The organism is Micrococcus sp. KBS0714 (assembly GCF_002008305.4).
In the GTDB taxonomy this organism is placed as follows: Bacteria; Actinomycetota; Actinomycetes; order Actinomycetales; family Micrococcaceae; genus Micrococcus; species Micrococcus luteus.
Genome location: NZ_CP042169.1, coordinates 2,231,215 through 2,244,096 on the forward strand (window position 1 = coordinate 2,231,215; position 12,882 = coordinate 2,244,096).

A 12,882-nucleotide genomic window follows, 5' to 3' on the forward strand; every position below is an offset into this window, starting at 1 on the left:
ATGCGGTGGGCCCGACGCCGGGCCGCGCACGCGCACCCCGCGGACGGGTCTATGCTGAGAGTCCATGACCGGCACGCATGAGACCGCCCGCCCCGCCAGCACCACCACGGAGGCCGCGGCCTCCGGCCCCCTCCACCGCGTCGGGTTCGACCGCGCGAAGTACATCGAGCTCCAGTCCCAGCACATCCAGGAACGCCGCCGCCAGATCGGCGGGAAGCTGTACCTGGAGATGGGCGGCAAGCTCTTCGACGACCTGCACGCCTCCCGCGTCCTGCCCGGCTTCACCCCGGACAACAAGATCGCGATGCTCGACCGCATCAAGGACGAGACCGAGATCCTGGTGTGCTTCAACGCCAAGGACCTCGAGCGGAACAAGGTCCGCGCGGACCTGGGCATCACGTACGAGGACGACGTCCTGCGCCTCGTGGACGTGTTCCGGGAGCGCGGGTTCCTGGTGGAGCACGTGGTGGTCACGCAGCTGGAGGACGCCAACCACCGCGCGCTGGCGTTCCTCGAGAAGCTCGAGCGCCTCGGCCTGAAGGTGGCCCGCCACCGCGTGATCCCCGGCTACCCGCACGCCATGTCCACGATCGTCTCGGAGCAGGGCTTCGGCGCCAACGAGTGGTCCGAGACCACGCGGGACCTCGTCGTCGTGACGGCCCCCGGCCCGGGCTCCGGCAAGCTGGCGACGTGCCTGAGCCAGGTGTACAACGACCGGCAGCGGGGCATCCCGGCCGGCTACGCGAAGTTCGAGACGTTCCCCATCTGGAACCTGCCGCTCGAGCACCCGGTGAACGCCGCCTACGAGGCCGCCACCGTGGACCTGGACGACATCAACCTGATCGACCCGTTCCACCTGGCCGAGTACGGCGAGCGGGTGACGAGCTACAACCGCGACGTCGAGGTGTTCCCGCTGCTGTCCGCGCTGCTGGAGAAGGTCACGGGCACCACCCCGTACAAGTCCCCCACGGACATGGGCGTGAACATGGCCGGCGCGGCGATCGTGGACGACGAGGTGTGCCAGGAGGCCGCGAAGCAGGAGATCATCCGGCGCTACTACAAGGCCCAGGTCAACGAGGCCCTGGAGGGCGCGGACGACACCGAGTCCGAGCGCGTGGCCCTGGTGATGTCCAAGCTGGGCCTGAGCTCGGAGGACCGCCCGGTGGTGGGTGCCGCGCAGCTGGTGGCCGAGCGCACCGGTGAGCCCGGCGCGGCCGTGCAGCTGGCGGACGGCACCCTGGTGACCGGCAAGACCTCGGAGCTGCTGGGCTGCTCCGCCGCGGTGCTGCTCAACGCCCTCAAGGTGCTGGCCGGCATCGAGGACGACGTGCACCTGCTCTCCCCCGCCTCGATCGAGCCGATCCAGACGCTCAAGACCGTGCACCTGGGCTCCAAGAACCCGCGGCTGCACACGGACGAGGTGCTGATCGCGCTGTCCGTGTCCGCGGCGACCGACGCGAACGCGAGGGCGGCCGTCGAGCAGCTGGCGAGCCTCGAGGGCTGCGACGTGCACACGACGACGATCCTCGGCTCCGTGGACGAGGGCATCTTCCGGTCCCTGGGGATGCTCGTGACGAGCGAGCCGAAGTTCCAGAAGAAGGGGCTGTACCGGAAGCGCTGAGGCGAGGCGGTTCTTGCGACGAGCCTTGCGATATGGCCCCTTCCGGGGCGTTATAGGGGCCATATCGCAGGGCTCATCGTCCCGTGAAGGCAGACCACGACGCCGGCGCGCGCCGCCGCCTCACTCCCCCGGCAGTCCCGGCGGCAGCACCGCGCCGCGACGGGTGGCCTGGCGACGCATGAGGCGGGACAGGTCCCCGACGAAGCGGGGCCGGCCACCGCGTGTGAAGACCTCGCCCGCGACCCAGGTGACGGCCCAGTCGTCGGCTTCGAGACCGCGCCTGCGCGCCCGATCCCGCTGCCACTGAGCCCGATCCGTACGGTGCTGGTCGCCGTCGAACTCGAGGCACAGCCGCAGTTCTTCCCAGGCCAGGTCCACGCGGACCGTCTCCCCGGAGCTCAAGCGGATCGGGGGATTCACCTGAGGCTCGGGGAATCCCGCCTCGTGGAGCCGATGCCGTAGCCGCGACTCCGGCGGAGAATCCGCGCCCGTGCGCAACAGGTCCAGCACGGCGCGGGCCCGCACGATGCCGCGGACGTTCTTCCGTGCGTGCGCGAGACGCCGCATCTCGTCCACCGTGGTGGCCCGGGGAGGCAGGTGACCGAGACGGCGCGCCTCCGCCCCGTGCGGTGACGGCAGCAGGCTGTCCCCAGCGACCACGAGGTCCTCGACAGAGAGGTGATGGGCGAGGTCCACCCAAGTCCAGGCGGGGGCGGTCAGACGCAGACCCCGGTACTCGATCACGGGTGCGTCCGGCTGGAGCTGGTGCATGACCAGGCCCGACCGACTCGTCCGTCCTCCGTGGCCGCGCTCCTTCGCGAGATGGACCCGCGGATCCTCGAGCAGCCGGCCCGGGATCCACATCCCCCAGATCCGCGCGGCCGTGGCGTGGGAGAACACCCCCGAGGGGTTCAGCGACTGGACGGCGCGCAGATAGTCCGTCCACGTGGCCTCGACATCCCGGCTCATGCGCAGGCCGTGGCCGATCGCGACCAGGTCCGGTGCGCGGAGCCGGGCGCGGCTCAGGCCGGCCTCTCGTCCCTCCGGGACGGTCAAAATCGTAGGAAGGGATGTGGCGAGAGGAGCGAGGGGTCGCGGCATGCGACCACGCTGGTGCTCCGCGTGGGCGATCGGGGCGCGCGGAGTCCGACCTGTGGACCACGGCCCGGCCACACGCACCTGTGCAGGAGACCGTCCAGCACCGCCCCCACCCACCCCCGGTGACGAGCCCTGCGATATGGCCCCTGCCAGCGGGTTTTAGGGGCCATATCGCAGGGCTCGTCACTCAGCAGGGGGTCTGCGCGTAGCCGGTCTGGGTCAGCCCACCCGCGTCACGCCGATGGTGTGGTCGGTGGTGAACTCCTCCAGGGCCCACTCGCCGTTGAACCGCCCCAGACCGGAGTTCCGGGCGCCACCGAAGGCCACGTGCGCCTCGTCCTGCACGGTCATCTCGTTGATGAAGCTCATGCCCGCCGCCAGTCCGTTCGCGAAGCGCAGCCCGCGGTCCAGATCCTGCGTGAAGACGGCCGAGGAGAGGCCGTACTCGTGGTCGTTGGCCAGCTCGAGCGCATGGGCTTCGTCATGGGCCTTGAGCACCACCGTCATGGGGCCGAAGATCTCCTCACGCGCGATGTCCATGTCGGCCGTGGCGTCCACCCAGACGAAAGGCGGCACCACACGGCCCTGGATCTCGCCGCCCACGAGTGCCCGGGCACCGTCCGCCTCCGCCGACGCGATCTTCTTCCTGAGGCTCTCGACCTGGGAGTCGTTGATGATCGGCCCCACCAGGACGCCCTCCTCAGCAGGGTCGCCGACCTTGAGCGCCTTCACCGCGCCCTCGTACTTGGGCAGGAACTCGTCGTAGACGGACTCGTCCACGATCACGCGCTGCACCGACATGCAGATCTGCCCGGAGTGGAGGTAGCCGCCGAGCACGGCCTGGTCGACCGCTGCGTCGAGGTCGGCGTCGTCGAGCACCACGAGCGGCGCGTTCCCGCCGAGCTCGAGCGCCACCTTCTTGATGGTGTCCCCGGTGACGGCGTTCGCGGCCACCTGTTTGCCCACGACGGTGGAGCCGGTGAAGGAGATCAGGCGCGGCACGGGGTGGGTGACGAAGGCGTCACCGATCTCGGAGCCGGAACCCACCACAACGGACAGCACGCCGGCGGGCAGTCCTGCCTCCTCGAAGACGCGGGCGATCAGGGTTCCGCCCGTGACCGCGGTGTCCGACGCGGGCTTGAGGACCACCGCGTTGCCCAGCGCGAGCGCGGGAGCCACGGAGCGCTGGGACAGGTGGAGCGGGAAGTTCCACGGTGAGATGACCCCGACGACGCCGATCGGCTTGCGGTACACCCGCGTCTCGCGGTTCGGCGTGTTGGAATCGAAGATCTTCCCGTGCACTCGGGTGGGGAAGCTCGCTGCCTCCTGGGTGATGGCGATCGCGAGGCTGACCTCGGAGTCCGCCTTGATGCGGGTGGAGCCGGCCTCCTTCACGAGCCAGTCGATGACCTCGTCGCGGCGCTCTTCGAGGATCTCGGCCGCACGACGCAGGACGGCGGCCCGGTCCTTCGGCGGCATGGCGGCCCACTCCTCCTGGGCCGCGGCGGCGGCGCGGTAGGCCTCGTCGAGGTCCTCCGCGGTGGCGAGGGCGAACTCGGCGACGACGTCGTCGGTGTAGGGGTTGATGTCCGACGCGCGGTCACCGGAGGCGCCGTCGCGCCACTGGCCGGCGATGAACTGCTGGTCCACACGGGTGTCGTGGAACGTGGCGGGGGTGGAGGTCGTGGGGGTCATGAGGTGCTCCTCTCTCAACGGGGAGTTCGGGACTGGAACACCCAGTTCACCCGCATGGGTGGGGGGCTTGGCGAGACCTTGGGGCCACTGAGGAGAGAAGGGACAAGCTCGAGCCCCCGGGTGCCGTCACCGCAACGGGCTCTCCCCGACGCATCTTCGTCGCCGTCATGGTTGCTCCCCATCCCCGGCACGTCACAGCCCGCGGACCATCACGACGGCCGAGCCGCATCAGGCGACATCGGCAACGGTGGCCTCCCGGAAGCGCTCGTATGCCCACGCGAGATTCTCACGGCATGGGCGGTCCGCCCGCCGCGTGGGCAGCTTCATGAGTTTTCGCCCGTGGAGGTCCTGAAGTCCGTGCCGCAGCATCGGCCCATCTACCTCGTCCAAGAGATCTTGTCGGATCTCCACGGTGAAGTCAGGTGTGATGCCCAAGAAGTGATTGTCGAAAGCACCGTGGTGGATCCTGCACATGGCAAGGCCATTGACAACGGTCGGCAGACCATGCACCTCACGATCCGGAACAATGTGAGCAGCGTCCAGCAATTCCGGATGCGCAAAATTGCAGACCGCGCAGTGGTTGTCGTAGGCGGCCAGCACGGTGGAACGGAAATGCGGCTGGTGAACGCGGATCTTGACCTCCCGCCTCAGGTACCGCTTGAGAGACGCCTCCAGAACAGACTCATGCATGAGTTCCGGCGAATAGTCCTCCGGCTCCATCGGCGCAAAGACGATTTGGTGTCGCTCATCCTCGCGTCCTACAACATAGACCGGAGCCACCACTTGAAACCGTGCCGGACTCATGCCCACGCCAACGAACCAGATCAGCGGGAGGCCGCGCTCGTATGCCCGGAAGAGCCCCTGGTTCGCTGGGAGACGGGGATTCGTGCCCTGCCACTTGTAGCGCATGAGGCCGTCGTCGCCGATTTCATCCTCGTAGGGACGGGCATGACCCTTTGGGCGATACACCGTGTAAAAGGAAAGCGCGGCATCAAACCCTGCCGGCTTGCGGATTCCGTTCTGCGTAGAGATCAGCGGGAACGGCTCCCCGTTCCACCGGAAGTCACCGATGTCCTCCCGGGTGAGCGGTACCTGGCCATCGAGCGAACGCATCTTCAGCCACTCAATGGCAGCGTCACGCAGCCCTATCGGTTCACTCATGGGGGTCCTTGCTCGCGAGCGCCTCAGACGCGGACGCCGTCTATGTCGCACCGTACCAAGCACGGCCCCGCATCGGGCTTGGCCGCACCGGGCCACGCTGCCGAGGATGGTGTCGGGCTCGAGCAGGCCGTGCCGGGTCGGCAGCCCGACGACGGCGCTGGGCCGGGCAGGTTCAGGGTGATGGTCAGGACGGAAACGCCGTCCAGCGCAGAGCTGAGGTCCATGCCCATGGTGGGCACGGGGCGTGGCGCGCCGGGCTCGCGGGCCTGGCTGTGATGTGCATCTTTCTGGGTGTTGGGTCGCGGTGCCTGTTCTCAGCAGTACTCCGCCCACACCCGCCGCTCCGCTCCGTCCACGGTCATCACCCCGCCGTGCGGCAGTACCCACTGCGGCCGGGTGTGGCCGAACGGGACGCCCACGCACACCACCGCGTCCGGGTTGTAGCGCCCGACCTCCTCCAGCACCACATCGGCCTGCTCCGCGCGCCGCCGCGCCCGCTCCTCCGCACCGCGCGGCACCTCGAAGGATCTCGTCGGCGGGCGAGCCGCCAGCACGGCGTCCACGGCGCCGAGCACGCCGCTCTCCCCCAGGATCCGCAGCAGCCGCCGCACCTCGCCGGCGCTCGGCAGCTCCTCACTGGTCTCGATGAGCAGCACACCACCCTCGAGCACCGCCATGTCCGCAGGCCCGCGGCCGGCCGCCATCACCCACGGCAGCACCTCGAGGCAGCCGCCCCACGTCCGGCCGGTCACGGCGCGCCGCGGCCCGGCCCAGCGCCACGGTGAGGCGCCCGCGCCGACGCCGCGCGCGCCGTCGTCGTGCGGGCCCGGCACCGGCTCGCGCGTCCCGAACTCGGTGAGCGCCCGCGGGTCCAGCCAGTCGACGCCGTGATCCTCCGACTCCCCCGGCTCCGTGATCTCCAGCCGCCCTCCCGTCAGCAGGGCGGCCCGCAGGGACGCGGCGTGCACCTCATCCACAGCCGGCCCCGGCCCCAGGTGCACCTGGGTGGAGCCGCCGTAGAAGCTCGCCACGCCGTTCGCCCACAGCCACTGGTGCAGGTTGGTGTTGTCGCTGTAGCCGAGGAACGGCTTGGGGTCCGCGCGCACGGCGTCCGCGTCCAGGTGGCCGATCACGGTGATCTGGTCCTCCCCGCCGACCGTGGCGATCACCGCCCGGATCTGCGGGTCCGCGAACGCCGCGTTCAGGTCCCGCGCTCGGCTCTCGGGACTCGCCCCGAGCTGCCGGGTGGTGGGGTACTCGACCGGCACCAGTCCGGTCACCTCGGCCAGGCGGCGCATCGCCTGCTCGTGCACCGCGGGAGCGTAGCGAGAGGCCACCTGTCCGTCGTTCCTCTCACTCAGACCAGACGACCTGCGCCCAGACCGCCCGGCGCCCCTCACCCCTGACGCAGCTCGCGCCGCAGGATCTTGCCCGTGGCGTTCTTGGGCAGCCCGTCCATGATGGTCACCTCCCGCGGCTGCTTGTAGCGGGCCAGACGTTCGGCCGCGAACGCCTGGAGCTCCTCCCCCGTGGCGGTGCTGCCCGGGGCCAGCGAGACGAAGGCGGCGATCTCCTCGCCCAGCCGCTCGTCCGGCACACCCACCACGGCGGCCTCGACCACGTCCGGATGCTCGTAGAGGACCTCCTCCACCTCACGGGGGTACACGTTCATGCCGCCGCGGATGATCACGTCCTTGAGCCGGTCCACGATCATCACGTACCCGGCCTCGTCCCGGCGGGCGATGTCCCCGGTGCGGAACCAGCCGTCCTCGTCGAACGCCGCCTCCGTGTCCTCCGGGCGGCCCCAGTAGCCGGCCATGATGCCCTCGCCCCGGATGCGCAGCTCACCGGAGGTCTCGAGGTCCTCCTCGGGCACCTCGGTGCCGTCCATCGCGACGATCCGGAACTCGAAGCCGTCCACCGGCCGGCCCACGGTGCCCGGGCGGGTCGGCGCGTCCACGGGGTTGAAGAAGCACGCACCCGCGTTCTCGGACAGCCCGTAGCCCTCCAACACGGGCACGCCGAACAGCTTCTCCGCCGCGCGCAGCGTCTCCACCGGCAGGCTCGCACCGCCGGAGAGGGGCATGCGCAGCCGCGAGAAGTCCGCCGGCTCGGCCCCGGCCTCACGGCGGGCCCGGGCCACGGAGAGGAACGCCCCGTGCATGGTGGGCACGCCGGGCAGGAACGTGATGCCGTGGTCCTGCAGCTGGTCGTAGGCGGCCTCCGGCACGAACCGCGGCATCAGGGACAGGGTGGACCCGGCGAACACCGCGCCGTTGAGCACCACCGACAGCCCGAACACATGGAACATCGGCAGCGCCGCGAACACGACGTCGTCCGGGCCGAGCCGGCCCAGGCCGGTCGCCGTCGCCATGGCGTTGGAACGCAGGTTCGTGTGCGTCAGCCGGGCACCCTTGGGCCGCCCCGTGGTGCCCGAGGTGTAGAGCAGGACGGCGTCGTCGTCGGGGTCCCGCGGGGTGATCTCCGTGACCGGGGCGATGCCCTCGGCGGCGCACTCCCGCCCGACCGCCTCCAGGTCCAGGGTGACCACCTCGACGTCGACGTTCCCGGCCACCTCGTCCACGGCTGGCAGCCCGGGCATGGCCCAGAGCATGCGCGCCCCGGAGTCCTCGAGGAAGTACCCCAGCTCACGGGCGGTGAACAGCGGGTTGAGCGGCACCATCACCGCGCCCAGACGCATGAGCGCCTCGTAGACCGCCACGAAGGCCGGGACGTTGGGCAGCATCACGGCCACCCGGTCCCCCGGGCCCACCCCGCGGTGGCGCAGCCAGCCGGCCGTCGCGGCCGTGACCTGGTCCAGTTCGCGGTAGGTCATGCGGGCCTCACCGATCCGCAGGGCCACGGCATCCGGCTGCCGGGCCACGGTGGCCGAGAGCAGCTCGGCCACATGACCCCGGCGCTCGGTGGGCCGGCCGTGGGTGGTCGCGGAGGTGTCGGGGGTCTCGGAGGTGGTCTCGGAGGTGGTCTCGGAGGTCGTCACGGTGGCTCCTGATCTGGTGGGGCGGTCGTCGGAGGGGGGTCAGAGGAAGGCGGAGTGTCCGGTGAGGCCGCGGCCCACGATCAGCGAGTTCACCTCGTAGGTGCCCTCGTACGTGAAGATCGCCTCGACGTCGCAGAAGAACCGACCGAGCCCGACGTCGGCGAGGATGCCGTTGCCGCCCATCATCTGCCGGCCCAGCGCGGCCGACTCGCGGCACATCTGGGAGGTCTTCAGCTTCACCAGGGAGGCCTGCGTCATGGACACCTCGCCGGCGGCCTCGAGCTGCACCGCCCGGTGCGCCATGCCCAGGGTGGCCGCCAGGTTGGCCGCGATCTGCACGAGCAGGGACTGCACCAGCTGATGCCCGGCGATCGGGCGGCCGAACTGGGTGCGCTCCAGCGCGTAGCGGCGGGCGGCGTCGAGGATGCCCTGCTGCGCGCCCACGGCCTGCCAGCCCAGGCCGTTGCGGGAGCCCAGCAGGATCACGTTGGTGTCCGCGAAGGTGTTGGCCTTCTCCAGCTTGTTCTCCGCCGGGATGCGCACGTCCGTGAAGGTGATGTCCGCGTTCTGGACGATCTTCACCGCGGTCTTGTGCTCGATCTTGGTGGCCTCGTAGCCGGGGGTGTCGGTCTCCACGATGAAGCCCTTGACCTGGTCGTCCTCCTCGTCCCGGGCCCACACGATCGCGATGCGGGACATGGTGCCGTTGCCGATCCACCGCTTGGCCCCGTTGATCACCCACTCGTCCCCCTCTCGGCGGGCCGTGGTGGCCATGCCGCCGGCGACGTCGGAGCCGTGCTCCGGCTCGGTCAGCGCGAAGCAGCCGGTGTACTCCATCGCGTACAGGCCCGGCAGCCACGTCTGCTTCTGCTCCTCCGAGCCCAGGGCCTCCAGGGTGGCCCCGACGAGGTCGTTGTGCAGGGCGAAGTACACGCTGAGGGAGATGTCCGCGCGGGCCAGCTCGGCCATCAGGTGCCCGCGGAACAGCGGGTCCTCGGTCATGCCGCTGATGTGGTTGTAGCCCAGCTCCCCGACGCGGCGGGCGATCTCGTGCGGGAACTCGTCCCGACTCCAGGCCTCCGCCACGTGCGGGGTCACGATCTCCGCCAGGGCGGCGCGGATCTCCCCGAGCTTCTCCTGCTGCTCGGGCGTCAGGAGGCGGTGGTACTCGAGGACGTCGACGTCGATCAGCGAGCGGGTGCGGGAATCCTTGGTGGTCATGGGGGTGCTCCTCGGGGTCGTTCGTGGGTGGTGCTGAGTCGTGGGGGTCAGGCGGTGGGGCTGACCAGGGCGGTGAGCGGGATGCCCCGCTTCTCCCCCCATGCCTGCCAGTGGGCGGCGTCGTGCCGGGAGAGGGCCTCGGTGAGCTGCGCGCGGACGTCCCCGTCCGCGTCCAGCCCGAGGCCCTCGACGAGCGCGGCCGCGAAGTGCGGCTCGAGCGCCCCGACGGCCACGTGGCCCTCGGCCGCCGGATACACCCCGTAGTGGGGCAGGGCCCCGCCCAGGGGGCTGCGCGGGTCCGTCATGCGGTGCCGGTTGGGCAGGGCCAGGGCGTGCGCGGCCTCGGCGAGCGCCACCGTGGCGTGCCCGCCGTCCCCGTCCGCGCCGCGGGCCCACAGCAGGGCCAGCGCGGTGGAGACGGCCCGCTCGGCACCGTGCAGATCCGCCGCGAGGATCCGCGGCGGAGCCCCCGGCGCCAGCAGGCCCGCCGCGGCCTGGTAGTTGATGTCGTGGCCCGGCACGTCCGTGCGGTCCCCGGCGTATCCGGTGATGTCCACCTGGCAGATCCGCCGGTGGCGGGCGCGGACGGCGTCGGCGTCCAGGCCCAACCGGCGCAGCGCCCCGGAGCGGTGGGAGGTGAGGAACACGTCCGCCTCGGCCAGGATCTGCTCCATCTCGGCGACCCCGGCCTGGGACTTCATGTCCACCGTGCGCACCGACTGCCCGCGGTGCAGCTCCTCGTAGAGGGCCGGCACCAGGGTGGCCACGGGGTCCCCGCTGGGCGGGAGCACCGTGACGACGTCGGCGCCCAGCTCCTGCAGGCGGGCCGCGGCGGCAGGCCCGGGCAGGTTCAGGGCGATGGTCACCACGCGCACTCCGGCCAGCGGTGCGGCGCTCATCGGCCCGGCCCCTCGCCTCGCTCGGCCCGCTGCCGGAGGGTGTCGCCGGGACGGAACCGCTCGCCGTAGCGGTCGGCCAGCTCATCGGCGCGGGCCACGAACGCGGCCGGTCCGCCCTCGCGATGCGTCATGAACGTCACGGGCCCACCGGTGTGCGGCGGGAAGCCGATGCCGAACACGCCGCCGAGGTTCGCCGAGGGGGCGTCGGTGAGGACGCCGTCGTCGAAGCAGCGGGCCGTCTCGATGGCCATGCGGTACAGCAGGCGGTCCTGCAGGTCCTGCTCGGGCACGTCCGCCCCGGTGGCGAAGTGCTCGGCCAGGCCCGGCCACAGGTGCTTGGGGCCCTCCTCCGGGTACTCGTAGAAGCCGGCGCCCTGAGCGCGGCCCGGGCGGCCGAACTCGTCCACCATGCGCTCCACCACGCGCTCGCCCGGACGCACCGGACGCTCACCGCCGGCCTCGGCGACGGCCTTCTCCTCCTCGCGGCGGATGTGCTGGATCAGGGTCAGGGAGACCTCGTCCATCATGGCCAGCGGGGAGGCCGGGAAGCCGGCGTGGCGGGCCGCCCGCTCGATCCGCTGCGCGTCCACGCCCTCCTCCACGAGGGCCGCGGCCTCGAGCACGAGCGTGCCGTAGACGCGGGAGGTGTAGAAGCCGCGCCCGTCGTTGACCAGGATGGGCAGCTTGCGGATCTGCTGCACCAGGTCGTAGGCACGCTCCACCGTGCGCTGGGAGGTCTGCTCACCACGGATGATCTCCACGAGCTTCATCCGGTCCACCGGGGAGAAGAAGTGCAGGCCGATGAAGTCCTGGGAGCGCTCCCGCGGGCCCTGCAGCAGGGTGATCGGCAGCGTGGAGGTGTTGCTGCACAGCAGGGTGTCCGGGCCGACCACCTTCTCCACCTCGGCGAACACCGAGTCCTTGAGCTCGACGTCCTCGAACACGGCCTCGATCACCGCGTCCACGTGCGCGAGGTCCTGATAGTCCTCGGTGGGCTGCACGCGGGCCAGGACGGCGTCGGCGTCCTCACGGCTCATGCGCCCCTTCGCCACGCGCCCCTCGAGGAGGGCGCCCACCCGCTCACGGCCGCGCTCGGCGGCCTCCAGGCTGACGTCCTTGAGCATCACGTCCACGCCGTTGAGCGCGAGCGCGTGGGCGATGCCCACGCCCATCATCCCGGCGCCCAGCACCGCCGCCGTGGTGATCGTGCTGCGCTCGCGGGAGGGACCGCCCAGGGCCGCGCCGGAGCGCAGCGCCTGCATGTCCGAGTGGAACGCCTGGATCATGGCGGAGGAGGTGTGGCCCGTCACGAGGGACACGAAGTACCGGGTCTCGATGCGCGAGGCGGTGTCAAAGTCCACCTGCGAGCCCTCCACCGCGGCGCTGAGGATCGCCTTCGGGGCGGGCAGGTCCGCGCCGTGGAGCTGCCGGCGCAGGGTGGCGGCGAACGCGGGCAGGCGGGAGGCGAAGGAGGCCTGGGCGGGGGTGCCGCCGGGGATCCTGAAGCCCTTGACGTCCCAGGGCTTCGCGGCGGCGTCGGCGTCGTCGCGGTGCTCCAGGATCCAGCGCTTGGCGGCGGGCACCAGGTCCGCGGGGTCGGTCACGACCTCGTCGATGATCCCCTTCTCCATCGCGGCCCGGGCGTCGCGGGCGGTGCCCTGCAGCAGCCACTCCATCAGGGCGCGCTCCACGCCCACCATGCGCACCAGGCGGGTGATGCCGCCGCCTCCGGGCAGCAGGCCCAGGGTGACCTCCGGGAGGCCGACCTTCAGCCCCGGGTCGTCCACGGCGATGCGCCGGTGGCAGGCCAGGGCGATCTCCAGGCCGCCGCCGAGCGCCGTGCCGTTGATCGCGGCGACCACGGGGCGGCCGAGGGTCTCGAGGCGGCGCAGCTGGCCCTTGACCCGCTGCGTCAGCGCGAACACGGACTCCACGTCCTCGGGGCCGGCCTGGGCCAGGGAGTCCAGGTCGCCGCCGGCGAAGAAGGTCTTCTTCGCGCTGGTCAGGACGACGCCGGTCACCGTGTCCCGCTCCGCCTCCAGGCGGTCCACGACGGCGTCCATCGCGTCCTGGTACCGCTCGTTCATCGTGTTGACCCGCGCCTGCGGGTCGTCCATGGTCAGCGTGACGACGCCGTCGGCGTCCTGGTCCCAGGTGATCATGTGCTCACTCATGCCGGTGCTCTT

At 71.2% G+C, this 12,882-nt stretch carries 9 protein-coding genes; 1 reads left to right on the top strand and 8 read right to left on the bottom strand.

Features of this window, described 5'->3' with window-relative positions:
* Nucleotides 1–64: 64 nt before the first annotated feature.
* A complete protein-coding gene (locus B1A86_RS10155) occupies nt 65–1,621 on the top strand; it encodes a DUF1846 domain-containing protein (RefSeq protein ID WP_036336671.1) in 1,557 nt (518 codons plus the stop codon).
* Between the two features lie 120 nt (nt 1,622–1,741).
* On the opposite strand, the gene B1A86_RS10160 is transcribed toward B1A86_RS10155, so the two are convergent.
* The 8 genes from B1A86_RS10160 to B1A86_RS10200 all read right to left on the bottom strand — a co-directional run bounded on the left by B1A86_RS10160 (nt 1,742) and on the right by B1A86_RS10200 (nt 12,870).
* On the bottom strand, nt 1,742–2,677 hold the full coding sequence (locus B1A86_RS10160; protein WP_078025628.1) for a hypothetical protein: 936 nt from the start codon (nt 2,675–2,677) through the stop codon (nt 1,742–1,744).
* Nucleotides 2,678–2,938: 261 nt separating this feature from the next.
* The gene (locus tag B1A86_RS10165; protein WP_036336669.1) at nt 2,939–4,414 is read right to left on the bottom strand and encodes an aldehyde dehydrogenase family protein; all 1,476 of its coding nucleotides are present in this window, start codon (nt 4,412–4,414) and stop codon (nt 2,939–2,941) included.
* A 228-nt stretch (nt 4,415–4,642) separates the two neighbouring features.
* Complete coding sequence (locus B1A86_RS10170) at nt 4,643–5,575, bottom strand: HNH endonuclease (RefSeq protein ID WP_036336667.1); 933 nt, start codon at nt 5,573–5,575, stop codon at nt 4,643–4,645.
* Nucleotides 5,576–5,889: 314 nt separating this feature from the next.
* A complete protein-coding gene (locus B1A86_RS10175; protein WP_316242181.1) occupies nt 5,890–6,888 on the bottom strand; it encodes an LD-carboxypeptidase in 999 nt (332 codons plus the stop codon).
* A gap of 83 nt (nt 6,889–6,971) precedes the next feature.
* The gene (locus tag B1A86_RS10180; RefSeq protein WP_246836823.1) at nt 6,972–8,576 is read right to left on the bottom strand and encodes a long-chain fatty acid--CoA ligase; all 1,605 of its coding nucleotides are present in this window, start codon (nt 8,574–8,576) and stop codon (nt 6,972–6,974) included.
* Nucleotides 8,577–8,615: 39 nt separating this feature from the next.
* Nucleotides 8,616–9,797, bottom strand: coding sequence for an acyl-CoA dehydrogenase family protein (locus B1A86_RS10190; protein WP_041104687.1), 1,182 nt, complete (start codon nt 9,795–9,797; stop codon nt 8,616–8,618).
* 47 nt (nt 9,798–9,844) lie between these two features.
* Nucleotides 9,845–10,696 (bottom strand): CoA transferase, encoded by an 852-nt coding sequence (locus B1A86_RS10195; protein WP_041104686.1) that lies wholly within the window; start codon nt 10,694–10,696, stop codon nt 9,845–9,847.
* Nucleotides 10,693–12,870, bottom strand: a complete 2,178-nt coding sequence (locus B1A86_RS10200; RefSeq protein WP_078025626.1) for a 3-hydroxyacyl-CoA dehydrogenase NAD-binding domain-containing protein — start codon at nt 12,868–12,870, stop codon at nt 10,693–10,695. Before B1A86_RS10200 ends, B1A86_RS10195 begins: the two co-directional genes overlap by 4 nt.
* Nucleotides 12,871–12,882: the final 12 nt, after the last annotated feature.